This is a genomic window from Phaeobacter sp. JH20_37 (genome assembly GCF_048056015.1).
Taxonomy (GTDB): domain Bacteria; phylum Pseudomonadota; class Alphaproteobacteria; order Rhodobacterales; family Rhodobacteraceae; genus Phaeobacter; species Phaeobacter bryozoorum.
Genome location: NZ_JAYMWW010000001.1, coordinates 145,450 through 168,851, shown reverse-complemented (window position 1 = coordinate 168,851; position 23,402 = coordinate 145,450). Strand labels below are relative to the sequence as shown.

19 protein-coding genes are annotated in these 23,402 nt (G+C 60.8%); 7 read left to right on the top strand and 12 right to left on the bottom strand.

Translation table 11 applies throughout. From position 1 onward, the window contains the following. Position 1: 1 nt before the first annotated feature. Both VWZ87_RS00810 and tviB read left to right on the top strand, forming a co-directional pair. The gene (locus VWZ87_RS00810; RefSeq protein WP_416535353.1) at positions 2-784 is read left to right on the top strand and encodes a dimethylarginine dimethylaminohydrolase family protein; all 783 of its coding nucleotides are present in this window, start codon (positions 2-4) and stop codon (positions 782-784) included. A gap of 122 nt (positions 785-906) precedes the next feature. Further along, positions 907-2,178, top strand: coding sequence for a Vi polysaccharide biosynthesis UDP-N-acetylglucosamine C-6 dehydrogenase TviB (gene tviB, locus VWZ87_RS00805; protein WP_416535352.1), 1,272 nt, complete (start codon positions 907-909; stop codon positions 2,176-2,178). A 25-nt stretch (positions 2,179-2,203) separates the two neighbouring features. Here the strand turns inward: tviB and VWZ87_RS00800 are convergent, their stop codons facing one another. Continuing rightward, positions 2,204-3,112, bottom strand: coding sequence for a MurR/RpiR family transcriptional regulator (locus VWZ87_RS00800; RefSeq protein WP_416535351.1), 909 nt, complete (start codon positions 3,110-3,112; stop codon positions 2,204-2,206). 106 nt (positions 3,113-3,218) lie between these two features. Beyond that, complete coding sequence (locus tag VWZ87_RS00795) at positions 3,219-7,079, bottom strand: PEP/pyruvate-binding domain-containing protein (protein ID WP_416535509.1); 3,861 nt, start codon at positions 7,077-7,079, stop codon at positions 3,219-3,221. Between the two features lie 392 nt (positions 7,080-7,471). On the opposite strand from VWZ87_RS00795, the gene VWZ87_RS00790 reads away from it, so the two are divergent. Next, positions 7,472-8,353: a PhnD/SsuA/transferrin family substrate-binding protein gene (locus VWZ87_RS00790; protein ID WP_416535350.1), complete on the top strand. Its 882-nt coding sequence runs from the start codon at positions 7,472-7,474 to the stop codon at positions 8,351-8,353. A 20-nt stretch (positions 8,354-8,373) separates the two neighbouring features. Then, positions 8,374-10,656 (top strand): response regulator, encoded by a 2,283-nt coding sequence (locus tag VWZ87_RS00785; protein ID WP_340547729.1) that lies wholly within the window; start codon positions 8,374-8,376, stop codon positions 10,654-10,656. Positions 10,657-10,804: 148 nt separating this feature from the next. Here VWZ87_RS00785 and VWZ87_RS00780 read toward each other — a convergent pair whose 3' ends face one another. Genes VWZ87_RS00780 through VWZ87_RS00770 form a run of 3 tightly spaced genes read right to left on the bottom strand, consistent with a single transcriptional unit; the run spans position 10,805 to position 12,857 of the window. Next, positions 10,805-11,602, bottom strand: coding sequence for a metal ABC transporter permease (locus tag VWZ87_RS00780; protein ID WP_340547728.1), 798 nt, complete (start codon positions 11,600-11,602; stop codon positions 10,805-10,807). Next, complete coding sequence (locus tag VWZ87_RS00775; RefSeq protein ID WP_340547727.1) at positions 11,599-12,378, bottom strand: metal ABC transporter ATP-binding protein; 780 nt, start codon at positions 12,376-12,378, stop codon at positions 11,599-11,601. The genes VWZ87_RS00780 and VWZ87_RS00775 overlap by 4 nt, the downstream gene beginning before the upstream one ends. Beyond that, positions 12,375-12,857 (bottom strand): Fur family transcriptional regulator, encoded by a 483-nt coding sequence (locus VWZ87_RS00770; protein ID WP_340547726.1) that lies wholly within the window; start codon positions 12,855-12,857, stop codon positions 12,375-12,377. Before VWZ87_RS00770 ends, VWZ87_RS00775 begins: the two co-directional genes overlap by 4 nt. A 96-nt stretch (positions 12,858-12,953) precedes the next feature. Between VWZ87_RS00770 and VWZ87_RS00765 the strand changes: the two genes are divergently transcribed. Continuing rightward, the gene (locus tag VWZ87_RS00765) at positions 12,954-13,958 is read left to right on the top strand and encodes a zinc ABC transporter substrate-binding protein (RefSeq protein WP_340547725.1); all 1,005 of its coding nucleotides are present in this window, start codon (positions 12,954-12,956) and stop codon (positions 13,956-13,958) included. Here VWZ87_RS00765 and VWZ87_RS00760 read toward each other — a convergent pair. From VWZ87_RS00760 to VWZ87_RS00730, 7 genes are all read right to left on the bottom strand, one after another. Beyond that, positions 13,952-15,253 (bottom strand): NAD(P)/FAD-dependent oxidoreductase, encoded by a 1,302-nt coding sequence (locus VWZ87_RS00760; protein WP_416535349.1) that lies wholly within the window; start codon positions 15,251-15,253, stop codon positions 13,952-13,954. The genes VWZ87_RS00765 and VWZ87_RS00760 overlap by 7 nt on opposite strands. A gap of 171 nt (positions 15,254-15,424) precedes the next feature. Further along, a complete protein-coding gene (modC, locus tag VWZ87_RS00755) occupies positions 15,425-16,543 on the bottom strand; it encodes a molybdenum ABC transporter ATP-binding protein (protein ID WP_416535348.1) in 1,119 nt (372 codons plus the stop codon). Beyond that, positions 16,537-17,235: a molybdate ABC transporter permease subunit gene (modB, locus tag VWZ87_RS00750; RefSeq protein WP_416535347.1), complete on the bottom strand. Its 699-nt coding sequence runs from the start codon at positions 17,233-17,235 to the stop codon at positions 16,537-16,539. Before modB ends, modC begins: the two co-directional genes overlap by 7 nt. Before the next feature lie 9 nt (positions 17,236-17,244). Then, positions 17,245-18,060 (bottom strand): molybdate ABC transporter substrate-binding protein, encoded by an 816-nt coding sequence (modA, locus tag VWZ87_RS00745; protein WP_416535346.1) that lies wholly within the window; start codon positions 18,058-18,060, stop codon positions 17,245-17,247. Positions 18,061-18,247: 187 nt separating this feature from the next. After that, positions 18,248-18,802 carry a chemotaxis protein CheD gene (locus VWZ87_RS00740; RefSeq protein WP_340547720.1) on the bottom strand — a complete coding sequence of 185 codons (555 nt, stop codon included), beginning with the start codon at positions 18,800-18,802 and terminating at the stop codon, positions 18,248-18,250. 24 nt (positions 18,803-18,826) lie between these two features. Continuing rightward, entirely contained in the window at positions 18,827-19,765 is a 939-nt protein-coding gene (locus tag VWZ87_RS00735) for a CheB methylesterase domain-containing protein (RefSeq protein ID WP_340547745.1), read from the bottom strand. A gap of 156 nt (positions 19,766-19,921) precedes the next feature. Beyond that, the gene (locus VWZ87_RS00730; RefSeq protein ID WP_416584201.1) at positions 19,922-22,354 is read right to left on the bottom strand and encodes a methyl-accepting chemotaxis protein; all 2,433 of its coding nucleotides are present in this window, start codon (positions 22,352-22,354) and stop codon (positions 19,922-19,924) included. Between the two features lie 389 nt (positions 22,355-22,743). Between VWZ87_RS00730 and VWZ87_RS00725 the strand changes: the two genes are divergently transcribed. Then, a complete protein-coding gene (locus VWZ87_RS00725) occupies positions 22,744-23,031 on the top strand; it encodes an STAS domain-containing protein (RefSeq protein WP_340547718.1) in 288 nt (95 codons plus the stop codon). Then, complete coding sequence (locus VWZ87_RS00720; RefSeq protein ID WP_340547717.1) at positions 23,028-23,402, top strand: response regulator; 375 nt, start codon at positions 23,028-23,030, stop codon at positions 23,400-23,402. The genes VWZ87_RS00725 and VWZ87_RS00720 overlap by 4 nt, the downstream gene beginning before the upstream one ends.

The window sequence follows — 23,402 nt, the reverse complement described above, 5'->3', positions numbered from 1 at the left end:
CATGACAAACCCAACATATGAATTCTCCCGCGCCATCACCCGCCGTCCCGCGTCCAGTATCACCGACGGCCTGCGGGCCGAGGATATCGGTACGCCCGATCTGGACCGGATGCTGGCCGCTCATGCCGATTATGTTGCCGCACTGAAAAGCACGGGCGCCGAGGTGATCGAGCTGCCGCCGCTCGAGGCCTTTCCCGATGCGGTGTTTGTTGAGGACACCGCCCTCTGCCTGCCCAAGGGCGCGGTTCTGATGCGCCCCGGCGCGCCGTCACGTCTGGGGGAGGTGGCCGAGATGGCACCGACCCTGCGGCAATGCTACGGCGAGCTGCGCGAAATCAACGGCCCCGGCTTTATCGAAGGCGGCGACATTCTTGTGACGGACCGCGAAATCCTTGTCGGTCGTTCAGCGCGGACCGATGCGGCCGGCGTGGTGGAACTGGCAGAGATCGTGTCTGACTGGGGCCACAGCCTGCGCGAGGTTTTCACGCCAGAGGGCGTGCTGCATTTCAAGACCGACTGTTCGCTGATGGATGGTGAGACCATCCTTGCCACCAAACGGCTGGACGCATCGGGCTGTTTTGAGGGCTACCGCGTGCTGCATGTCGCCGAGGGCGAAGAGGCTGCGGCCAATGCCATCCGCTACAACAATCTGGTGATCATGGCGGCAGGTTTCCCGCGCACCGCCGAGATGCTGGATCGCGAAGGCTATGAGGTTGTTCAGATCAGCAATACCGAGTGCGCCAAGCTGGATGGCGGCATGTCCTGCCTGTCGCTGCGCTTCTGAACTGGCCCAAAGAGTGGATCTCTCCCGGTTTCGGGAGGGATCTGGCCAGATGAGGTTGAAACCTGGCGCCGCCGCCCCTTATGAAAGGCAATCGGGCAGACAAAGACCATTGAGGCGGCGGTATGAGCGGGACAGAACGGATTTGCGTGATCGGGCTTGGCTATGTCGGTCTGCCGCTGGCGGTGGAATTTGGCCGATCGCGCCCGGTAGTGGGCTTTGACATCAGCGACGACCGGATTGCGGCGCTGCGCTCAGGGCAGGACAATACCCGCGAGATCAGCGCCGAGGCGCTGGCGGCTGCGTCGCATCTGACATTGACCAGCGACCCGGCAGAGATTGCCGATTGCACGATCTTTATCGTCACCGTTCCAACACCGATCGACAGCAGCCGTCGCCCGGATCTGACGCCACTGCTGCGGGCGTCTGAAACGGTTGGTGGCGTGCTCAAACCCGGCGATCTGGTGATCTATGAATCCACGGTCTATCCCGGCGCCACCGAGGAGGACTGCGTCCCGGTTCTGGAGCGCGTGTCCGGGCTGAAATTCAATCGCGATTTCTTTGCAGGCTACAGCCCCGAGCGGATCAATCCCGGCGATAAGACGCGGCGTCTGCCGGATATCGTCAAGGTGACCTCCGGCTCAACGCCTGAAATTGCGGCGCGTGTCGATGCGCTCTACCGTGAGATCGTGACGGCGGGCACCCACCAGGCCGAGAGCATCCGCGTCGCCGAAGCGGCCAAGGTGATCGAGAACAGCCAGCGCGATATCAACATCGCTCTGATCAATGAGCTGGCCAAGATTTTCAACCGCATGGATATTGATACCGAAGCAGTGCTGCGTGCTGCCGGAACCAAGTGGAACTTCCTTAACTTTCGTCCGGGTCTGGTCGGGGGCCATTGTATCGGGGTCGACCCCTATTACCTGACCCACAAGGCAGAGCAGCTGGGCTATCACCCCGAGATCCTGTTGGCAGGGCGGCGGCTGAATGACGGCATGGGAGCCTATGTGGCGAGCCAGATGGTCAAATCCATGCTGAAACGCAAGATGGCCATTGCCGATGCGCGGGTCCTTGTGATGGGGTTGACCTTCAAGGAAAACTGCCCCGATCTGCGCAATACACGGGTAATCGACGTGGTGCGCTGCCTTGAGGAATACGGTCTGACGGTGGATGTGCATGACCCCCATGCCGATCCAGATGAGGCGCGGCAGGAATACGGCGTCAATCTGGTGACAACTCCGCAGCCAGGGGCCTATGACGGTTTGGTTCTGGCGGTGGCCCATCAGGAATTCCGCGATATGGGGGCCGCGCAGATCCGGGCCTTGGGTCGGGACCATGCGCTGCTGTACGATCTGAAGTATGTGCTGACGCCGGACCAGTCCGACCTGCGGCTCTGACCGGCCGATCAGGCTCTGAAGCGGGCTATTTCGGGACCTTTGGCAATTTGCCGCCGCGCCAATAGGCGCCGGTGTCTTCCCGCAGGGTCTCGTAGGTGCGGAACCTGTCCTGCGCCGCCTCTCCTCCGGCATCGACCAGATGGGTCAGCAGACAATCAAGCACTGCCATCGCGCCGCCATAGCCACCAAAAGGATGCAGCGTATTGTCGGCCACCAGCAGCAGGTGGTCGGGCTGCAATCCGGGCGCGATTACCTCGCTATCTGAGATGAGGATCAGCGTCGCGCCTTTGTTGCGCGCCTGTCTCAGCGCCTGCAGCGTCTCCGATGAATATGGCGCGAAGGTCATGGCAATCAGGCAGTCCCCGGCGCCGATATCCATCAGCTCGTCCACGGCGGTGCTCATGTGGCGCGGCGCCAGATCAAGCCCCGGCAAGGCCATTCGTCCGACGTAGTGGAAGTAATAGGCCAATGCGTAACTGGCGCGGGTTGCAGTAACATAGCATCGTCGCGCCGAGGTCAGCGCCGCAACGATGGCCGCAGTGCGCCCGGGGGTCATCAGGCGCAGCGAGCGGGCGACGATGTTCACCTCATTGCGGGCGATGCGACCGTGGCGGGTGGTTTCGGGAGCCTGTTCCAGCCGATCGAGCCAGCCAAGGCCCAATCCGCCCTCACGCTCGGTTGTCAGCGCGGCCCGAAAGGGCGCGCGCAACGCCTCGAAACTGTCAAATCCAAGATGTGCGGCCAGTCGCACCAGAGAATTCGCGCTGACCCCTGCCTTGGTCGCCGAGACACGGATCGGATCAAGACCAAAGTCGCCGGGGGTGTCGATGATGTATTTCGCCGCCGCCGAGAGGGCGGGGGGCAGGCTGTCGATCTCGGTCTTCAGCTGGTCGAGCAGGCGATGGGTCTGTCGGGGATCAAGATGCTGGTCCATGGCCACAGTTCAGACCGTTTGCGCGAAAAGATGCAAGATGGAACATATGTTCTGCCCCTGCCTTTGAGACCGGAAGGGTCAGGCAGGGGCAAAAACGGATGGTGGATCAGGCCGAGACCTGTTGCAGATCCGGCGTCTCGCTCGGGTTGATTGAGCCGTCCTCGCCAACCATGATCAGCTCACCATGGGACAGCTGGTCGAGCCCCTTGCAGGCCACCAGCATCAGGATGTTCTTTTCCCGCGCGACAATCGCCATATGGCTAAGCCAGCCGCCCACCTCACTGAGGACAGCGCCGGAGCGCTGGACATAAGGAAGCCAGGCCGGGTTGATCATGCGACATGCCAGGATGTCGCCGTCCTGAAACCCGTCAAAGACCTCCGGGCCGATGGCGGTTTCGTCTTCAACCCAGAATACGCGGGCCTCCACGGTGCCGCTGCCGGCGACACAGGTGCCGCCCAGATGCCCATCAGCGGACCCCGCCTGCACGCCGAGCGAGAGCAGCTCGCAGTCACGCAGGGTGAGGCTGACATCGGTTGGCGCCGAGGCCTTGCGCAGATCTTCGACGTGTTTGCGGCTGGCGGCGTGCTCTTTCAGCAGCTCAGGTTGGGTCCAGTCGCCGGTCATGATCTCTTCCATGGTCAGGTAGAAGATCAGATCCTCCAGCTCGGTGTCGATCCCCAGGGCCAGCAACGCCCGGCGCAGCTCCGCCAGAACCCGCAGTGCCTCGTGTTTGGCCTGTTCCTTGAGGTCCTGATAGGCGATCGCAAGCTCTAGCGTGTCGCGCAGATCTTCCGGCAGGTTTGCCGGAGTGGCCACGGTGCCGCTGATCGGCTCAACCGAACTGTCGAGCAGGGAGGCCAGCAGGCCGGGCGCTTCGCTATAGCGGGGTGCCGACAGTTCGTAATCAAAGATCGAGCGATGCCCCATCAGCAACTGCGCATGGGTTTCTGCATTGGCACCGGTACAGGAGGCCAGTAGGCTGGACGGGGCGTGGGGCAGTTCGGCGTGCATCAGGTGGGCGCGCAGGGCCGGATCGCCTGCGGCGGCGGCGCTGGCTTCGCCCATGGTAAAGCCAGCGACAATATTCACCTTCTCCGCCTCGACATAGATGTCGGTGACAAAGAGATCGCGCAGGGTCGCAATCGCCTCAAGCTGTTTCTGGCGGGGCAGGGCGGTGTAGTCCACAGCCTGCCAGAACGCCAGCTGATCGGTGAGCTGGGGCAGCACCTCCTCGCGCATGCGGGTGATCATCGGGCGGGCCTGCCTGCGCAGCTGCTTGGCCTTGGCGGCGGTCAGTTTCAGCGTCATCTGCTCTTTTAGGCCGACATCGACGTAGGTCTTGCCAAAGAGGTTCACCAGATGACCCGCCCGGCCTTCCGGCAGGTTATAGGGGACGCTCAAGGCGCGGCAGGCCAGATCGACGCTGCCGCCCGGCGCCCAGAGGCTGCCCATCAGCGAGAAAGACAGCGGGGTCGGGCGCGGCAGCACTTCGGACATCTCATCCTGTTCCAGCAGCGGCTTGTCCGGATCCACCCCGGCGTAATGGTCCAGCAGATCGCGCCATTCCTGAAGCCGGATCCGCTCAGCTTCGGTTCCAAGCGACAGGGTGGTAATGTCGCGGCTTTGCACGATCTGGAACTGGCCGTTTGCATAGGCCCATTCCACATCCTGCGGGCAGCCAAAGGTCTCCTCGATCTGGCGGCCAAGCGCCAGCAGCGGCGCCATGTCCAGCGTCTGGTCCTGATCTTCCGCCGCAGGCAAGCCCGAATAGCGGCCAAAGCGTAAAGACGTCGGGGTGACGCGGCCAGAGACCAGATCCTCGCCGCAGCCTTCGACCCATTCGATCATGCACATGCCGGGGGCCATCGGATCCTGGGTGAAGAGAACGCCGGCGTAGTCTGCCTGCACCATTTCCTGCACTACGATGTTGCCCTGATCGGTGCTGTCGCCCTCGCCCGAATAGCTGGCGGCGCGCTCGGACGAGAAGCTGGTCACAACTTCATCCAAGGCGGCGCGCATGGTCTCCGCGGTGACGTCCAGCACGGATTCGAACACTCCAGCAAAACTCTGGTCAGCGCCATCTTCGTTGCTGGCCGAGGAGCGCACGGCGACCGGCTTGCCGCCAGCCAGCCGATAAACATATGCGGCAAATGCGTCTTTTCGGGCGTCGGGCATCTCGCGATAATCGTGAATTGCATCGGAGCGCAAGACTACGCCGCCCGGCACCGGTAGCCCTGCGTTTTTGAGAATGGACAGGCGCAGCGCCTTATTGCCGGCGTGCTCCAGCTCCTCGGTGTAGCCCATTGGGATCACACCGCGCGGCAGTTTGGCGAGGCGGCGCTTGTGGGCGCGCAGCGACAGCGCCTCAGCCAGTTTGCGGTGCATGCCGGTGACATAGGCGCGCTGCATCAGCAAGAGCGTCAGGCTGAAGCAGAGATAGGCATTGGCGGCGCCCGAGAGGCTGAACACCATGGCAAAGAGCGCGGGCATGCCCAGCACCATCCACAGGGTTTTCTGGCGCTTGGTCTTGGCCACGGCCCACAGCAGATAGACGGCGGCGAGCGCGCAGAACAGCACCGGCATGATGAACAGAGGATCGGGCGCTCCGAGATCCGCCATCCACAGGAACGGGGTCTGAAGGCTGGCGCTGGCCTCTTGCGCGGCGGAGACGCCCAGCATCATCACCGGCAGGAAAAGCAGCGCGGTGAGGTTCTTCATCGGCGTCAGGCCCTTGTCCTTGTAGAACGCCTGCACCGCGCGCGCCTTGCGCACCGGGTCATGGGCCAGTTCTTCCTTCAGCGCCTTCATCTCATCGGCGGTCTCACTGGTGGTGATCTGGTCGCGTTCAGATTTCAACGCCACTGGCAGGATCATGATCCGGGTGATCAGGGAGAGGGCGAGCAGACCCAGCAGGATATGGCTGCGCTCATGCACCCAGAGTAGCGCGGCGGCCAGCGCCGAGATCGCCTTGCCCCAGAGGCCGCTTTGCTGATCGGCAAGCCAGGCCTGCACATGCGGCTTCGGCTTGGGGGTGACAAAATACTCCCATGGCAGGGTGTAGCGGCCACGGAAATCGAACCCCTTCTGCGACAGCTCCAGCCCCAGAACCTGGCTCATGAAACAGCTGCGACGGTCGTAGCAGGCCGCCAGCGTTGGTTTGGTCGGATCAAGTTCACTGATGCGCTGCATCAGATCGGCGGTTGTCATCTTGCGGATCGGAATGTTCACCGCGCCGGGAAGGTGGCCCGCCTCAAAATCCCCGGGGTAGCGGGTATCGACGATCTGCAGGTCCTCGGTGTTCATCAACTCGGTGAAATTCGCAGTGTTGAGCAGCACATCACGACCGGGATATTCCGGAATGGCACGCAGGTCAGAGAGGGATTTCACGTCCTTGTCAGAGAACGCGCGCCCTTCGACAATCCATTTCTCGATGCCGCCGGCGATGAAGCTGCAGTCGATGCCCATCGCCGCCAGCTTGGCACAGGTTTCCGAGCTGCGGTTGCCGTTATGGCAGAACAGCACGACCTTCTGGCCGGGTTTGACCGGCTGGCTCTCGACGAAGTCCGGAAAACGGATATGGGTCGCGCCGGGCAGGGTGCCCATCGCATTTTCGCCGGTTTCGCGGATGTCGTAGAACAATGTGTTGCCATCCTCCAACGCGGCGGCGGCGTCGGCTGTCGACATCGCAAGCGGATGATCTGACTGGCGCGCAAAACTTGTCTCTTTCAGCGCCGCGTCCTTGATCTTGGTTCCGTCAAACTGCGCCGGCCGCATGAGCGTTGCCTGCAGGCGCGCCTGCTCCGCCGCCCGCTGGCTGCTGAACTGCCAGTAATTCATAACGGCCAGTGTCAGCGCCGCCAGCACCAGACCGGTGATCAATCGGACCGGGTAACGTGTTGCCACCGCAGAGCTCTTCGGCTTCAGACCAAGCTTCGCCGCAACCACCGCGCCGAGACCCGACATCATCGCGATCGCCACGGCCAGCACCTGCGACAGGGATGATACCGATCCGATCACCAGTTCCGGTGAGGGAATGGCCCAGGCAGCAGCGGGGGCGAACCCGGAAAAAAGGGCGGCCGCAAGCAATAGGCGGGGAACGGGTCTGCGGGAAATTATGTGGTTTTTGATCACGGGAGGTCCTGCCGGGCTTCTGCCCGATCTTCAAATTTATGATGAATTTTATAAAAGAGCGCTGAAATCGTTACTGAAACGTTAATATTCATGCCACGCTCTGAGGCGAGCCGTAAAATTATTTATACTATTTCAGGGCCACTTAACCAAATTTTCTCACTATTCAGGGTAAACAGATGCGCGAGACCACCGATCGGGCAGCGCCTGGATTCAGACTGGAGACGATGATGCATACCGCTTCGAAACATCATAATAAGCCAGCCGGCATGGGCCGCCTGTGGTTGGTATTCTGTGTCTGTCTGATGGCGCTGCTGGCGCCGATGACAGCACGCGCCGAAATAACCCTGACTTTTGGGACCTATGCTGCGGATAAACCGACGGTAACGGTTAAGAAATACCGCCCCTTCCTGACGTTCCTGTCGAACCGTCTGGGCGAGGTGCTGGGCGAAAAAGTTGTCATTCGGATGACAGTTGCCAAGGAATATCAAGAGGGTATCGACCAGCTCGCTAATGGCGAGGTGGATTTCGCGCGTTTCGGTCCGGCCTCTTATGTGCATGTGATGAAACAGAACCCCGACATCAGGATTGTTGCCATGGAATCCAAGAAGGGGCGCAAGCGTTTTAAGGGTGTGATCGTCGTGCATCGCGACAGCACCATCACTCAACTGTCGGATCTTGCGGGGCTCAGCTTTGCCTTCGGGGATGAGCTGTCGACGATCGGGCGCTACCTCGCCCAGAGCCAGCTGCTTGAGGCCGGGATCGACAGCGGTGATCTGCATACCTATGAGTACCTCGGCCGCCACGATCTGGTGGGGGAGGCGGTTGGCGCCGGAAAATTCACGGCAGGTGCCCTGAAAGAGAGCACCTACAAGAAACTGATCGCCAAAGGGGTGCCGATTCGGATCTTGGCGAGCTTTGATAATGTGACAAAACCCTGGCTTGCATCCTCGACCCTCTCCGAGGAGGTGCTGCTGGCCATGCGGGAGATCATGCTGTCGTCAGAAAATGAAGAGATCGTGCGCCGAGTGTCCAAAAACGGCTTTCTTCAGGGGGCCGACTCCGACTACGACCTGATCCGCGATGCGATGGAGCAGAGCCAGGCATTTTAGCGTCGTCACCGAGGTCTCCCATGAAACGTACGGGCATACTCTTTCAGATCGTCTTGTCATTGTCGCTGGCTGCCCTGCTGGTGGCGGTGGCGATCGGCGATGTTGCGCGTCGCTACGAGACCCGCAACCTGCAGGACCAATTGAAAGAGCAGGCTGAGCTGACCATCTCGTTGCTGAGCGGGCTGATGCTTGAATCGATCATCGTCGAAGATGTGCCGGTGCTGGAAACCGGATTGACCGAGGCGATTACCCGCAATCCCAAACTCCTGAAGATCCAGATCCAGGATAGCGCGGGTACTCCGATCGCGGAGGCGGGCCGTACGGATCAGGTGGGGCCGGATGACTTTGTGATGTATGACCGCCCGATCACGCTCGACGGGTTCGATTTTGGCAATATGGTTGTTCACTGGTCTACCCGTGAGGGGCAGGCAATGGTTCAGCACAAGGTCAGCCAGACCATCATGTGGACGGTGGTGGCCGTGGCAGTGCTGTCCATTCTGGTGCTGATATTGGTGAGCGTGCTGGCATTGCGCCCATTGCAGATCATTCACCAGCGCATGTCGGATGCGATCGCCGGCTTGTCGAACCGGCAGGCCCGGCTGCCCTGGTTTGCCTCGCGCGAGTTTCGGGCCTTGGATTTCTCTGTCGGTGTGCTTGAGGATACCTTTGAAGAGCGGGACGAGCGTGAGTACGCATTGGATGAGGCGCGGAAATCGGCTGATATCGCCAACCGGGCCAAATCCGAATTCCTGGCCAATATGTCCCATGAAATCCGCACTCCGATGAATGGCGTCATCGGCATGGCGGAACTGATCCTGGAGACGGATCTGGACGAAGACCAGACCATGTATGCCGAGACGATTGCCAAGTCTGGCTCGGCGCTGCTGACGATCATCAACGACATTCTGAATTTTTCGAAGATCGAGGCGGGCAAGATGGAGCTGGACCGCGCGCCCTTCAACTTGCAGACCGCAATTGAGGACGTCGTGACACTGTTGTCGCCCAAAGCCGCGGAGAAGAATGTCGAGGTGACACTTCGCTATGATCCGAACCTGCCGGAATGTTACGACGGCGACGTTGGTCGTATCCGCCAGATCCTGACCAATGTGGCGGGTAACGCGGTGAAGTTCACCGGCAGCGGCTATGTGTATATCGAGGTCTCAGGCGAGTCTGAGGATGGCTACACGGATCTGCGTATTTCGGTCACCGATACCGGCACCGGCATACCGGAGGACCGGCTGGACCTGATTTTCAATGCCTTTGAGCAGGCCGACGGAGCCGCGACCCGCAATTATGAGGGCACCGGACTGGGCCTTGCGATATCCACGCGCTTGCTTGCGCTGATGGGCGGGCGGATCTCTGTACGGTCGGAACTGGGCAAGGGCTCGGTGTTCACCATTGAGCTGCCACTGCGGATCCGGCCCAACCAGCCGAAGCCTGCTCAGGATGAGCGGGATTTCAAGGGGCTGCGGGCACTGGTTGTTGATGATCTGGAACTCAACAGGATTATTCTGACTGAGCGGTTGGCGACCTGGGGGGTGAAAAGCATCGCCGCCGGATCGGCCCATCAGGCGCTGGAGATTCTGCTGGATGCACGCCACGACGGTGTGCGTTTCGACGTCATTCTGCAAGATTTCCAGATGCCCGGGATGGATGGGAAAGAGTTGGCAGAGCGGATCCGAGATATCCCGGAATATCGCGATCTGCCGATCGTTATCCTGTCCTCGGTTGAAAATACGCTGGATCGGGCAGCACGCGAACATCTGGGTCGCTGCGAAGTTGCGCTGAAGCCACTGCGTGCAGCGCAGCTCCAGTCGGTTATGAGTCGGGTGCTCGAGATACCCGCCGATGCACCTCAGGACACGGTTCAGCCACCGGTCGCGGATGATATGGAGGCCATACCGCAGGTGAAACTGCTGCTGGCGGAGGACAATCGAACCAACCAGCTCGTCGTATCACGCATGTTGAAGGCGGCTCCCATCGAAGTCTTGATCGCCGCGAATGGTGAGGAGGCGGTGACCATGTTTGCGGAACACCAGCCGGATATCGTGCTGATGGATATGATGATGCCGGTCAAAGACGGGATAGATGCGACGGCTGAAATCCGTCAGCTCGAACGAGAGCAGGGGATGCGCCGCTGTCCGGTCGTCGCGTTGACGGCAAATGCCCTGCAGTCCCACCGCGAGGAATGCCTTGCCGCAGGCATGGATGACTTCCTGAGCAAACCGATCAACAAGAAGGCCCTGCTTGGAGCGGTAAGCAAATGGGTGGAATGCGGCCCGTTGCTGAAGACCGGAACCTGACGCCACCTGATGGCACCGGGCGCCAGCCGACAGAACCGCCGCGATCAGGCAATAACCCCATGGTTGACGGCGACCGATTGCTGATCCGGCCTGCGGTGTTTGCTGATGAGGGTTTCCTGGCGCATCTTCCTGGTGCTGCGGCGTTGCCTCAGGCTCGGCTGAAGAGCTGCTTGAGGCTCGACAGGGCAAACAGGCTCGCGGCGAGGCAGACAATTGTCGGCCCGGTGGGCGTGTCGAACATGAACGCCAGTTGCAATCCGCCCAACGCCGAGATCGCGCCCGTGATGGCTGCAATCACCGTCATGCGTTCCGGTGTCGCGGCAAACGGGCGCGCGGTGGCGGCCGGGATAATCAGCATGGCTGCAATCAGCAGAACTCCGACAACCTTGATCGCTACGGCGACCACAACCGCCAGCGCCAGGGTCAGCACCAGTTGTTCGCGGCGCGGATCAATGCCTGCGGCGTAGGCCAGATCCGGGTTCAAGGTCGCGGTCAGCAGGGCGGACCAACGCCACCATAACAGGGCCACAACAAGGATCGCGCCGCCCCAGATGATCATGAGATCCTGACCATTGACCGCAAGGATATCGCCGAAGAGATAGGCCATCAGATCCAGCCGTACACCATGCAGGAAAGAGACGGCCACAAGACCAAATGCCAGCGATGAATGAGCGAGCACCCCGAGCAGCGTGTCAACGGCATAGCCCCGACCGCTGAGGGTTGAGACAACCGTCGCCATGATCAGGGCCATGGCAAGGACGCCGACAAAAATCGACGTGTCGAAGCTGAGCGCAATTGCGATGCCGAGGATGGACGCGTGGGCCGTGGCATCACCAAAATACGCCATCCGTCGCCAGACCACGAAACAGCCCAAAGGGGCCGCCGCAAGGGCAACACCTACGCCTGCAAAAGCGGCGCGGATCAGAAAGCTGTCGAAGATTGTCATGACTGTTGTCTCACCAGATCGGGCGTTGCAGGTTGCGGGTCATGCGCGTGATCATGACCGCAGCTGTGATCATGGGAATGATTGTGTTCGTGCCGGTATAGCGCCAGAGCGCCCTGTGTGCCGGTGCCGAACAGCGCCCGGTATTCCGGGGCGGAGGCGACATGCGCAGGCGCGCCTTCGCAACAGATATGACCGTTGAGGCAGATCACCCGGTCCGATGCGGCCATAACCACGTGTAATTCGTGACTGACCATCAGAATGGCGCAGCCCAGATCGCGGCGCAGCTGTTCAATCTGCTGGTAGAAGGCGGCTGATCCGGGCTGGTCCAGCCCCTGCGTGGCCTCATCAAGGATCAACAGCTGTGGATCGCACAGCAGGGCGCGCGCCAGCAGAACTCGCTGGAACTGACCTCCCGAAAGACCGGTCATCTGGCGTTTCATCAGCTGCCCGGCGCCCGCTTGCTCCAGCGCTGTTCGTGCTGCGGCGTCGGTCACGGGGCTGGGCAGGCTCAGGAAGCGGCGCACTGTCAGCGGGAGCGTCGGGTCGATATGCAGTTTTTGCGGCACATAGCCGATCCGAAGTCCCGGTGCCTTTGACACGGTGCCGCGGGTGGGACTCAGCGCGCCGATGATGGTGCGCAAAAAGGTCGATTTGCCGGAACCATTGGGGCCAACGATCGTGACAATCTCTCCGGGGTTAATGGCAAAGTCGACGTTGTGCAGCACGGGGTTTGCATTGTGGCGTACGGTGACGCCGTCCAGATTGACCAGTGTCATTGCGCGTCGTCCTGCTGGCATTTGGGGCACAGGCCCTCGGCCTCCATCACCGTCCGTTCGATCAGGAATCCTGCCTCGCGGGCGGCAGTTCCCAGACGACCGTTGGTGGTTTGCGAGGGGGCTTCGGCAACCGCGTTGCAGGTGCGGCAGATCATGAAGACCGGCGCGTGATCGTCGCCGGGATGGCTACAGGCCACAAAGGCGTTGAGTCGTTCGATCTTGTGCACAAAGCCGTTCTTCACCAGAAAATCCAAGGCGCGATAGGCGATTGGTGGCTGTGATCCAAGCCCTTCGTCGCGCAGGATGTCGAGCAGATCATAGGCGCCCATGGCGCGATGGGCCTGGAGCAGGATTTCCAGCACGCGGCGGCGTACCGGGGTGAATTGCAGGCCATGTGCACGGCAATGGGCATCTGCAACGGCGATACCGTCGTTTATGCAATGGCTGTGGTCGTGCGCATGAAATCCGATGGGGTCCATCTGAGGCTCCGTTGGGCGGTCTCTCTTTCGGGGTTGATATGTTATGTTATGACGTTTATCAACCGCCGTAATGTTATACAATTACATGAGGCCATCATGGGACATCTCCGCTATCTTGCAATTGCCGCAACTGTCTGTACCACAGCGACGACAGCTCTCGCCGAGGTTCCGACGGTCGCGGCTGATATCACGCCAGTCCATGGCCTCGTCTCGCGGGTGATGCAGGGGGTTGGCGCCCCTGAGCTTGTGGTGCCGCCCGGCGCTTCGCCGCATAGCCACGCGATGCGCCCCTCGGAAGCGCGGGCATTGGATCAGGCGAATCTGGTGTTCTGGGTTGGCCCGAGGCTGACCCCATGGTTGGAGGGGCCTATCGCGACGCTGGCCTCTGACGCCACGGTTATCTCCCTGCTTGAGGCTGACACAACGCGGCAGCTGACGGTGCGTGACACAGTTCAGTTCGGGCGCGGTGATCACGATGAGCACGCAGAAGAACACTCCGATGACCATCATGAGGGGCATGGGGATGACCACAATGATGCCCATCACGATGAGGAGGGGCACGACGATCACGGCCACAGGCACGAGCCGGGAAGCCTGGATCCGCATGCCTGGTTGATGGCGGAGAACGGCAGCGCCTGGTTGCAGGTCATCGCCGAGGCCCTGGCTGACGCCGATCCCGACAATGAAGCGCTATACCTGCGGAACGCCGCAGAGGGGCAGGCTGAAATTGCGGCGGCGACCGCTGAAATCTCCGCCAAACTGACCCCGGTTGCGGGCAAGCCGTTTGTGGTTTTTCACGATGCTTATCAGTATTTTGAAACCGGGTTCGGTGTTCAGGCCGCCGGTGCGATCTCGCTCAGCGATGCCTCTGATCCAAGCCCGGCGCGGATCGCGGAGATTCGCGCGACGGTCCAAGAGATGAAAGTGCAATGTGTGCTGTCAGAGCCGCAGTTTAACCCGGGCCTGGTCGCGACGGTTCTGGACGGTACGGAGGCGCGCACAGCTGTTGTTGATCCACTGGGTGTAACGCTGGATCTTGGCCCGGATTTCTATCCGAAGCTTCTGACATCTGTCGGGGCGGCCATCGCCAGCTGCTACTGATCAGCAGCTGGCGATCTTGAGCCCGAGCGTTCGGCCAACAGATGGATCAGCGTGGCCCCTGTTTCGTAATAGGCGCCACGCAAACCTGCGAAGGGCAACCGGTGATGGTGGCTCAATGGGACTGGCAGCTGAGATGGGTCTTCACCAATCAGCGCGTCTGCCATGCGTCTGCCAAAGAGCGTGCCGGGACCGATGCCCCGGCCCGAATATCCAAAACAGGCAAACCCTTGACCAAGATCTATAATCTTGGGGATGTACTCCGTTGTCATGGCGATTTTGCCTGCCCATTGCGTCTCGAGCGGGTAGTCTGCAAGAGCAGGGAACATGCGCGCCAGTTTGCGCCGCAACCAGTTGCTGTGCACACGGCCGGCTGGGTGTGAGAGTTCCCCCATGCCGCCGATGATCAGCCTCCCCGCACGGTCGCGGCGCCAGGAAGACATGATCAGACCCGTGTCCCAGCAGCCTTCGCCCTGCGGCAGGATCTCGTTGGCCAAATCATCGGGCAGCGGCGCTGTTGCAGCCTGAAAATAGCTGACCGGAATAGACGCCGGTGCTGCGTAGCCCGCGATGGGTTGCGGATAGGCATTGGTCGCCATGATCAGATGTCTGGCGCGCACCGTGCCACCGGGCGTTGCGACGAGCCAGCCAGTGGCGTGACGGTCAAGAGTCACGACCGGAGACTGGGCGTGCAGACGGGCCCCCTGGGCCATCGCGGCGCGGGCCAATCCGATGGCATAGGCCAGCGGTTGAATCGTGCCGGCACGGGGGTCGAACAACGCGCCATGGACCGCGTTGCTGCCGACCCGAGCAATTGCTTCGCTGCGCGACAGCAATCTGACCGGAGCGCCAATCGCAGCCAGCTGTCGGTGGCGATTGTGAAGATCCTTCAACCCAGAGGGCGCATGGGCGCAATGCAATGTTCCATTATGGACCGGTTCACAGTCGATCTGATGGGTCTTGATCAGATCAAAGACAGCTGCGGGCGCTGCTGCCAGCAGCTCCGAAAGCCGCGCGCCAGCCACAGTTCCCAATGCGGCGTTGATCTCTTCTGGCGGCAGCCAGAGACCGGCGTTGACCAGCCCGACATTCCGCCCGGATCCGCCTGCGCCAAAGCTATCGGCCTCCAGCAGGCAGACATCAGCACCCATCTCTGCCGCGCGCAAAGCGGCGGAGCAGCCGGTGTAGCCGCCGCCGATGACAACGAGATCGGCCGAAACCTCGCCGGTCAAAGCGGGGGCCGAGAGCACCTCGCGGGTGGTTTCCTGCCAGAGGCTGCGACCCGGCTCGTGCGTCATGACCGACGGCCTTTAGCCTCGGGAGACGTCGTCTCGATTGTCTGGTGCTGCACTTGCGCCTCCCTCCTTGGCGTGACGGGTGTCGGACACCGTTTGCTGATGGCCTGTCACCCTTCGGGCATACCGCAGCGACTGGCCTCTGCCGAGAGAAATCAGCAGAGCGCACACGGTTTACCGTGAGATTTCATGCGGCATATGTTTGCCCCTGTGCGCACCGCCCACGTCCTCGGGTGCAACGGACACGGATTTAACGATAGCATGGCACTGTGTCCCAACAGCGAGGTTCAGCGCAACGGCAGATCGTCGGGTGACCCGCGCCAACAGGGCGCCGGCGGGCGTCTGCAATGATATCATAATACCCGGTCCCCCGCCGCTGCGCAGGGCGGTGATCCGGCCCGGAAGAATGTTCAGCGCAGACAGGCCGATGGGGCGCTCACGCGAGAGGATCACCTCGTGTGCCGATATTCGCACACGCACGGTTTGACCCGGCGGATGTGGCACCTGCGGCAGGAACAGCGCAATGCCACCGGCATTCAGTTCGCTCAGCCCATCTGGATGGTGCTGCTCAACGACGGCCTGAAGGATAGCGCCCGCGCCGCGCACGCCGGTCGGCATGATGGCCGGATCAGCGAGGACAACATCGGCAGGACCAACGCGACTGCATTTTCCATCCTGCAGGGCGACCACTGTCGTTGCCAGGCGGGCAACCTCGGCAACGGAATGAGTCACATAGAGTATCGGCACCGAAAATTCGTCGCGCAGCCGCTCAAGATAGGGCAGGATCTCTGCCTTTCGCGCCTCGTCCAACGCGGCAAGAGGCTCATCCGCCAGTATCATGTCCGGTGCGGCCAGCAATGCACGGCCGATGGCCACGCGCTGTTTCTCGCCCCCGGAGAGACGTGTCGGGTGGCGTTTCAGCAGCCCGCCCAGCCCTAGCATGTCGACCACGGTGTCAAATGGCGCTGCCTTACGGTTCTTGCCGATAAACCGTTGACCGTAAGAGAGGTTTTTTGCCACCGTCATATGCGGGAAGAGCCGGGCATCCTGAAAGATATAACCGATGCGGCGTCGATGAGGCGGGATGTTGATGTCAGCACTGGTGTCCAGAACAATGCGATCCTTTACGCGGATCTTGCCAGTGGCCGGTTTCAAAAGGCCTGCGACCGCGTTGGTGACGGTGGTTTTCCCGGCGCCGGAGCGGCCAAACAGGACGGTCACCCCGGCCGGCGCTGCAAAATCGACATCAACGGCAAGTTGCCCCAGTTGATGGGTAAGCTTGACCTCTAGCATGTGGCGCCCCGCACACGTTTTGCCACCCGTCGCGCTAGCCATTCGGAGGCCAGCAAAGCTGCCATGGCGATGACAACGGAGACGATCACCAGACGCAGCGCGGCATTTTCACCGTCAGGAACCTGCAGGAAGGCGTAGATCGCCGAGGGAATGGTCCGCGTCTGGCCGGGGATGTTGGAGACGAAGGTGATTGTTGCTCCAAACTCGCCCATCGCCTTGGCAAAGCCAAGCACAGCACCCGCAAGCACGCCGGGCAGGATCAGGGGCAGAGTGATGGTCACGAAAACCCAGAACCGCGATGCGCCAAGCGTTGCAGCGGCCTGTTCCAATCTTGGATCTACGGCCTCCAGCGACAGGCGCATGGCGCGCACCATCAGCGGGAACCCCATGATCGCGGCGGCGAGCGCAGCGCCGGTCCAGCGAAAGGCAAATGTGATCCCGACCGCATTCAAGGCCGTGCCGACCGGGCTGGGGCCACTGAACACAATCAACAGAATGTAGCCGGTCACCACCGGTGGCAGGATCAGGGGCAGATGGACCACCCCGTTCAGCAGGGCCTTGCCCCGAAACTGCCCGCGCGCCAGCGCCAGCGCCACCATCAGCCCCAGAGGAAGCGACAGCAGGGTTGCCCAGAACGACACTTTCAAGGACAGGGCGACAGCCTGCCATTCCTCGGGACCAAGCCACTGCATGTCGAAGGATCACTCCACTAGAACGGTGAAACCTTGCCCGACAAAGATGTCTTTCGCAATCGGGCTGCTTAAGAAAGTGAGGAAATCCATGGCCTTCTGCCCATTGTGGGTTGCCGCGGCAGGGTAGACTATCGGCCCGTGGCTGTCTGCGGGGAACCGGTCAACGACGGTAACGTCGCTCACTCCGATAATATCGGAGCCGTAGACGATGCCAAGCCCGGCCGCTCCACGGCGGACAAGCGCCAGGGCTGCCCGAACATTGTCTGTCTGGGCAATATGTGGGTGCAATTGATCCCAGAGCCCGAGGTGCTGCAACGCGGATTTGCCGTAGATGCCTGCTGGCACTGCATCAACCAACGCCATCGCCAGCGGGCGATCCTGCACCTGTTCCAGAAGCCCTGACCCGTCGTTCAGTGACAGCGCGTCACTCTTTTGTTGTGCGGCGGCGGGTGCAATCAGGAGCAGAGAGTTGCCGAGCAGATCGAACCGGGTATCCGCAGCAATCAGGTCTTGGCTCTGGGCCCAGTCCATCCAGGCTGCGTTGGCAGAAATGAAGACATCCGCCGGTGCACCATATTGCAGCTGCCGGGCCAGAAGGGAGGACCCGGCCAGGGACAGATCAACGGCGATGCCGGTTTGCTCCTCATAGACCTGCGATATCTGCTCCAACGCGGTTTTGAGACTGGCTGCGCCAAAGATGGTCAACCGATCGGCCAATGCTGCCCGGGGCAGCACGAAGGTGAGGGCAAGGGCAAGGCAAGCAACGCACCGAATTATCCACGATCCCAGACCCTTGGGCAGGGTGAACTGCTGGTTGTGTTGCACGGTAGATCCTGTCGTCGGATGACACATTGGATCATAGCGGCTCATCCGGGCAGGCTGCAAGGCGCAAGAGGGTTGGTAAAGCCTCAACCCATGACCAAAAAGAAGGGCCCGAAACTAGCGGACCCTTCCTGAAATTTCTGGCGATTGCGGACACGGGACACAGGCGTGTTGCCCGTCCCTTTCTGCCTTAGAACAGCGTCACTGCGCCAACATCTGCCGCAGGCTTGGCAGCCGGTGCCGGACGTGCCGCGACCCGTTCCTGTTCGCCCAGACGCCGATCATCCTTCACCTGTGTCTGCTGTGCAGCACCCGAAACAGCGTGGAAGCGGACCCGTCGTGCCGAGGTTCCACCGACGCTGGAGGAGACAACAGCGATGCCCTCATCCCTCAGAAAGCGCTGGACAAAATCCGCATTTGAGGCCCCGATATCGGAGAGGTTGGCCGACATCTTGGCGCCGCCAAAGACCTTTGCCTTCAGGTTTTCGCGGCGAGCGCCCTTTTTCATGATGCCGTTGATCAGCAGTTCCATCGCGTGGATCCCGTAGCGGGCATTGACGCTATCGCTGGCCGTCGAGGAGGCCAGCAGGAAATGGTTCATGCCGCCGACGCCCACTTGGTCATCGTAGATACATGCCGCGATACAGGACCCAAGCACGGTAGAGAAGACCACGGTTGGTGATGTCGATACGCGATACTCGCCCTGTAGGACGGTCACCGTGGTGGAGTTAGCAAATACGCTCAAGGTGATTTCCTTCCCAGTTATCTGTCAGGTCTTGCAAGCCTGAATCAATGTTCCGGCCATTCGCGCAAGCGAGACCTGTTGCTGCGCGGCGCCCATTTCCCAAGCGACACGTGGCATCCCGTAGACGACGCTGCTTTTTTCGTCCTGAGCAAAGGTTTTCGCCCCAGCTTTGCGCAGTTCAAGCAGCCCTTGCGCCCCATCTTGGCCCATACCGGTTAAGATTGTCGCAACAACGCTCTTTGCCATCGGGACTGCGGACATAAAAAGCGCATCAACCGAAGGCATGTGACCCGAAATCGGCGGGCCTTCCTTGAAGCGTGTGCGATAGGGTTTGCGAGGGGTGAGCCCCATGTGGCGGGGCTGCCCTGCGGCCACATATACATGGCCGGGCGACAAGTTCATATTGTCATCCGCAGACAGCACCTTTGCCGGACAAATGCGATCCAGAAGCGAGACCAGCCCGCGCCCAAAATTCTTGCCGGTGTGCTGAACAATCAATGTTGGCGGACAGTTCAGCGGAAATCCGACCAATACGCTGCGCAGGGCTTCGACACCGCCGGTGGATGAACCGATGAGGATGATCTTGTCGCTGCCGGGGCCTGCGGCAGCGGCAGTGCCCTTTTGCATGGGAGAGGCTTGATCCCGTCGCGGGGCCTTGACCATCATGTCGAAGTAGCGGGCAAAATCACGCGGATTGTCGGATTTTGTGAGTTCGAAGATCCCGGCACCCACATCGAGCAGGGGGGATGAGCTGCGCGCAGGCGTCGATGTCTGGCTGTCCATCACAGATACCCAACGGATATCCAGCGCAGAGAACAGGGCCAGCATCATTTCGAATTCGGGCAGTTTGGTGAACCCATCTTCGACAAAGGCGAATGTGGGTTGCCCGGCTTCCGCCTGATTATAGGCCATCATCAGATTATTGGCCAAGAGCACTTGGAGGCCAGGATAGGTGGCCTCCATGTGGTGTTGTATGGTCTGCGCAAAACGCCGGTCCGTGGTGATGATCAATAGGCTCTGTGACAATGCTCATTCCGCTTGTTGCGTTCGGACAAGGGCCGAAGTGTTTCAGATGTAGGGGCGCCCGGTCCAACTACGGTCCGGGCGCCTTCCGCAGGATCAGAAATCCTGCCAGATGTCCCTGGCCGCGTTGCCATTGGTGCTGGCAGCTGCCGGTGCCGGTTGCGGTGTGACCGCCTCCATATCCCAGTCGTCGCCATGGGCGCTGGGGGCAGAGGGCGCCTCGTCAGGAGCTTCGTCAAACGCCATGGTTTGCGGCTTCTGCATCGCTCCGGTCTGGCCTTCAGTCGATTTTGGCATGGGGGCTGTATTGCCGCGGGATTGAGCTGCGCCCGCCGCGACCCGGAAATGGGCGACCAGCTGGGCCAGCTTGGTGGCATCGGCATTGAGCATATGCCCGGCGGCAGTGGCCTCTTCGACCATGGCGGCGTTCTGCTGGGTGACCTGGTCAAGCTGGGTCACGCCGGTGTTGATCTCATGCAGACCGGTCGACTGTTCGCTGGCACCGGTTGCGATGCCCGAAACCAGTTTCGAGATATGCCCGACCCGCTCCACGATGCTTTGCAGCGCGTCGCCGGTTTTGCCCACCAGATCAACGCCCCGCTCCACCTGTTTGGTGCTGTCGCCGATCAGCGTCTTGATCTCCATCGCCGCATCCGAGGACCGCTGCGCCAGGGCGCGCACCTCGCTGGCGACCACGGCAAAGCCCTTGCCCGCCTCGCCGGCCCGCGCGGCCTCGACACCGGCGTTCAGCGCCAGGAGGTTGGTCTGGAAGGCGATGTCGTCAATCACCCCGATGATCTGCGAAATATGGGTCGAGGACTGCTCGATCTCGGTCATTGCGGAGACGGCGCTCTGCACCACGGTGCCACTGGTTTCGGCCTCCTGTTTGGCTTCCTGCATGATGCTTTCGACACTGCGGGCGCCTTCGGCGGCGGATTTCACGCTGGCCGTCATCTCGTCCAGGGCGGCGGCGGTTTCTTCCAGCGTGGCGGCCTGGCTTTCGGTGCGGTTGGACAGGTCGTCGGAGGCCTGGCTGATCTCATTGGCGCCGTTGCGGATGCTTTCGGCGGTGTCGATCACCTGGGTCACAGTGGCGCTCAGCGTTTCCGCGGTGCGGTTGAAATTCTCCCGCAGCTTCTCGTGATGCGCCGGGAACGGATCGCTGATCGGCTGGGAGAAATCGCCACCGGCAAGACGCACCAGGCCGGAGCTCAGCTGTTCGACGACTATTTCCTGTTGCCGCTGCAGTTCCGCGCGCTCCAGTTCCGCCGAGCGAGCCTGTTTCAGATCATCCTGCAGGCTGATCAACTGCTTGCCGATATCGCCGATTTCATCGTTTTGATTCGCTTCCGGGATCGGTGATTCGAGATTCCCGGAGGCAACCTCTTCGATTCGACCGCAGATCCGGTTGATCGGTTTGGTGATCGAGCGCGCAAACAGCCAGCCGAATACAGACATACCTGCGGCACAGGCCAGCGAGATCAACAGCAGACGATTGCGATCGCGGTTTACGGGGGCAAACAGCTCTGCGCGGTCCTGTTCGGCCACGATCGCCCAGTTGGCCTGCGGCAGGCCTACGGGCTCAGAGTAGGCGACTACAGCACTGCCGGTCACACCAGTTGTGTTGGCATAGAACCCTGAATTGCCAGCGAGGGCGTCAGACAGGTGCTCGGCTGTGTCCAGTTCGTCAAGAACCTTGTGATGGTCGTCATGGCGCGACTTGGTGCGGACCTTCATATCCTGACCGACGATGAACACATTCAGCGTTTCGGTCATCTCGCTTGCCGGGTTTACGATATTCGTCAGCATCTCGACGGGCACTTGCAACGCCAGGACACCCTGAAGTTTGCCTGCACCATCGAACACTGGAGTCGCAACAAATGCGGCCGGATCGCCGTTGCTGGGCGCATAGCCTTCGAGATCGGCAAAGATCACGGTTCCCGCCGATGCCTTGATGGCCGAGCGGAATGCCTTGCCCAGACCTGATGCGGCATAGGCGCCATCAACCAGATTAGAGGCATAGTCCGCTTCCTTCGTCACGGAATAAACGATGTCGCCTGCCGGGTTGATCAAGAAGACGTCGTAATACCCCTTGTTCTGCAGAACGGCAGTCAGTGACGGATGAAAACGGGCATGGTGCATGTGATAGGGCGAATCGCCGACCCCCCGGTTAAGGAGGTGTTTTTCGCCGGCTTTGTTCGGGTTGGCGTCAACATAGGCGTTCCGCAGAACCTTCTGTGCGTCACCTTCGATCCCGTCCCAGGTCATGGTGAACCACTCCAGCGCGGTGGCCGTCGACGGAATGGTGGCCAAGGTCGACGCATCCGCCTCGATACCCTCCATCAGCGCACGCAGGGCAACACGGCGATCCTCTGTCATCGCGTGGAATTGTTGTTCGGCGTGTTTCATCGCCGCATTTTGCAGCGCAACCGAGCTGATCGTGACGAAAGCCGCCGTTATCAGCACACCGAACCCCACAATGAAGAGGGGCAACTTATACGCCAGACGCAAGGTGGGAATAATTTTCATCGGACACTCCATTCACAGGCACAAGAAGAGGATGGTGGCCTCTGCTTTCCCTTCTTGATGCCTGCTAGGAGTTAATTTCGAGCTTACGAGCGGTTGGTTTTTCACGGCAATTTCCCGGTAAAACTCCACAGCCGGGGCACCGCCGGAGTCCGTATAATTATATTACCCTACGCTGCTGCTGTTTTTGTGGCGGTACGCCCGGCGGAAAAATTCAGACGATTTGCAGCCGGTAAAATTTTGCGAAATTGCAGTTGGTTTTTACCGCCAAATCCTCGCTAATTCCGGGCCCCGGGGCGCCGGTCCGGCAATCAAATATTAAGGCCCGGCGTCTACTCCTACCGTATCGACTTGAAACCTGTCGCCGAATACGGGGGTGCGAATCGCTGACCATGACGACGGAAACGCAAAAACACATCTTGGACCTGCCCAATGCCTTCTCGGATCTTGATCCGCTGATTTCATTCTTGCGCGGGGCGCGCACTCAGGCAGTGGAGATTGATTGCAGCAGTGTGGCGGTCATGCCGTCACGCTGTCTGCAGCTTCTGCTGAGCGCAGAACAGCAATGGCGATCGGAGGGGCTGGGGTTCTCAGTCTCTAAGATCACTGAAGGGTGCCGGAAATCGCTCACTCTTTTGGGGCTCGAGCCCAACCGATTTGAAGACGAGGAAACAGCATGAAGACGAAAGTTCTGGCAATCGACGATTCCCGCACGATCCGGAATCTCCTGGCCGCCGCTCTTGAAGAGGCCGGTTTTGAATACCATTGCGCGGTGGATGGCCGCGAAGGTGTGGACATGTATGCCGACGTGGCTCCGGATGTGGTGATTACCGACATCAACATGCCAAACCTCGACGGGTTCGGCGTCATCGAAGAGCTGCGCGGGGAAGGCATCAATTCCAAGGTTCCAATCCTGGTCCTGACCACCGAGAGCGCGCCCGAACTGAAGGCCCGCGCCCGCGGTGCCGGCGCGACCGGATGGATCACCAAACCATTCGACGACGCATCCCTGATTTTCGCGCTGAAACGCGTCACCGGGGCCGCAGCCTAA

What these genes read in the sequence shown, in the direction of transcription:
- VWZ87_RS00810 (WP_416535353.1), top strand. Translation starts at nt 2, where the DNA reads ATGACAAACCCAACATATGAATTCTCCCGCGCCATCACCCGCCGTCCC.
- tviB (WP_416535352.1), top strand. Translation starts at nt 907, where the DNA reads ATGAGCGGGACAGAACGGATTTGCGTGATCGGGCTTGGCTATGTCGGT.
- VWZ87_RS00800 (WP_416535351.1), bottom strand. Translation starts at nt 3,112, where the DNA reads ATGGACCAGCATCTTGATCCCCGACAGACCCATCGCCTGCTCGACCAG.
- VWZ87_RS00795 (WP_416535509.1), bottom strand. Translation starts at nt 7,079, where the DNA reads ATGATGTCGGGTCTCGGCGCGGTGGTTGCGGCGAAGCTTGGTCTGAAG.
- VWZ87_RS00790 (WP_416535350.1), top strand. Translation starts at nt 7,472, where the DNA reads ATGCATACCGCTTCGAAACATCATAATAAGCCAGCCGGCATGGGCCGC.
- VWZ87_RS00785 (WP_340547729.1), top strand. Translation starts at nt 8,374, where the DNA reads ATGAAACGTACGGGCATACTCTTTCAGATCGTCTTGTCATTGTCGCTG.
- VWZ87_RS00780 (WP_340547728.1), bottom strand. Translation starts at nt 11,602, where the DNA reads ATGACAATCTTCGACAGCTTTCTGATCCGCGCCGCTTTTGCAGGCGTA.
- VWZ87_RS00775 (WP_340547727.1), bottom strand. Translation starts at nt 12,378, where the DNA reads ATGACACTGGTCAATCTGGACGGCGTCACCGTACGCCACAATGCAAAC.
- VWZ87_RS00770 (WP_340547726.1), bottom strand. Translation starts at nt 12,857, where the DNA reads ATGGACCCCATCGGATTTCATGCGCACGACCACAGCCATTGCATAAAC.
- VWZ87_RS00765 (WP_340547725.1), top strand. Translation starts at nt 12,954, where the DNA reads ATGGGACATCTCCGCTATCTTGCAATTGCCGCAACTGTCTGTACCACA.
- VWZ87_RS00760 (WP_416535349.1), bottom strand. Translation starts at nt 15,253, where the DNA reads ATGACGCACGAGCCGGGTCGCAGCCTCTGGCAGGAAACCACCCGCGAG.
- modC (WP_416535348.1), bottom strand. Translation starts at nt 16,543, where the DNA reads ATGCTAGAGGTCAAGCTTACCCATCAACTGGGGCAACTTGCCGTTGAT.
- modB (WP_416535347.1), bottom strand. Translation starts at nt 17,235, where the DNA reads ATGCAGTGGCTTGGTCCCGAGGAATGGCAGGCTGTCGCCCTGTCCTTG.
- VWZ87_RS00735 (WP_340547745.1), bottom strand. Translation starts at nt 19,765, where the DNA reads ATGGAGGCCACCTATCCTGGCCTCCAAGTGCTCTTGGCCAATAATCTG.
- VWZ87_RS00730 (WP_416584201.1), bottom strand. Translation starts at nt 22,354, where the DNA reads ATGAAAATTATTCCCACCTTGCGTCTGGCGTATAAGTTGCCCCTCTTC.
- VWZ87_RS00725 (WP_340547718.1), top strand. Translation starts at nt 22,744, where the DNA reads ATGACGACGGAAACGCAAAAACACATCTTGGACCTGCCCAATGCCTTC.
- VWZ87_RS00720 (WP_340547717.1), top strand. Translation starts at nt 23,028, where the DNA reads ATGAAGACGAAAGTTCTGGCAATCGACGATTCCCGCACGATCCGGAAT.